The sequence below is a fragment of the Lentzea miocenica genome (genome assembly GCF_033949945.1).
GTDB classification, from domain to species: Bacteria; Actinomycetota; Actinomycetes; order Mycobacteriales; family Pseudonocardiaceae; genus Lentzea; species Lentzea miocenica.
In genome coordinates this window covers 1-1,179 of record NZ_JAXAVW010000096.1, presented here as the reverse complement: position 1 = coordinate 1,179, position 1,179 = coordinate 1, and the positions used below count along the sequence as shown (strand labels likewise).

The 1,179-nt window shown below is 66.0% G+C and carries 1 protein-coding gene; it reads right to left on the bottom strand.

The genetic code is table 11. The features are described from left to right. Positions 1 to 25: 25 nt before the first annotated feature. Positions 26 to 1,120 (bottom strand): IS630 family transposase, encoded by a 1,095-nt coding sequence (locus SK803_RS46340; RefSeq protein ID WP_319972642.1) that lies wholly within the window; start codon positions 1,118 to 1,120, stop codon positions 26 to 28. Positions 1,121 to 1,179 lie beyond the last annotated feature (59 nt).

Below are 1,179 nucleotides of genomic sequence, written 5' to 3'. Positions count from 1 at the left end.
CTAGTGTCTCGTGACCCTGTTGGCTTTACTTCGCGTTGTTGTCGACCAGCTTCTTGACGCTGGCCTGGACGACGCGGACCTTGGCCAGGATCTCGTCGGCGGAGGCGGTCCAGGTGAAGGGCTTGGCGTCGGCGTTCCAGTGGTCGATGTAGTCACGGATCTGTCCGATGAGGACTTTGACCGAGCTGAAGGTGCCGCGGCGGATGGCCTGGCGGGTGATGATGCCGAACCAGATCTCGATCTGGTTGATCCACGACGACCCTTTCGGCGTGTGGTGGAACCGCACGTGCGGGTTGGCCTGCAGCCAGGTCATCACCTCGGGCGTGGTGTGGGTGGACAGATTGTCCAGCACCACATGGACCTTCTTGCCAGCATGCGGTTTCACGGCTTTCTTGAGGAAGGTCAGGAAGTTCGCGCCGTCGCGGACCGGGAGACACTCGCCGTAGACCTCGCCGGTGGCCACGTTCAGCGCGGCGAACAGGTTCGTCGTGCCGTGCCGGCGGTAGTCGTGGGTGCGCTGCTCGCTGGCGTCGAAGGTCATCGGCAGCAGCGGCTGGGTCCGGTCCAGCGCCTGGATCTGGGTCTTCTCATCGACACTGAGCACGACCGCCCCGCCCGGCGGGGACAGGTACAGGCCGACGATGTCGGCCACCTTGTCCGCGAACTCCGGATCACGGCTGAGCTTGAACGTGCCGTGGCGATGCGGCCGCAACCCGTTCTCCCGCCACAGTTTCGCTACGTAGTGGTGCGAGACCGACACCCCTTCGGCACGAGTGATCCACGCGGCCATCTCCCGGCTCGACCAGTGCGACAACCCGGTCTCCGCAGGCGGGCTTACGCGGGTCGCCGCCAGAATCCGGGCCCGCACCCGCGCGGGGACCTGCTCCCGACCAGCCCCGCGCGGATGATCCAGCAACCCGCCCAGCCCCTCGGCCTCATAGCGCGACAGCCACAGGTCCACCGTCGGCCGCGACACCCCGGCCAACTCCGCGATCTCCTTCTTCGGCCGCTTCTCCGCCTGCCACAACACGATCCGCGCCCGTGTCGCGACCGTCGCCACCACGTCCGGACTGTTCACCAGCGCCCGCAACTCGGCCCGCTCGTCGGCCGTCAGTTCCATCCTGACAGCCAACACCATCACCAGTCACACGGACGTAAAGCAAACAGAATCACATGACA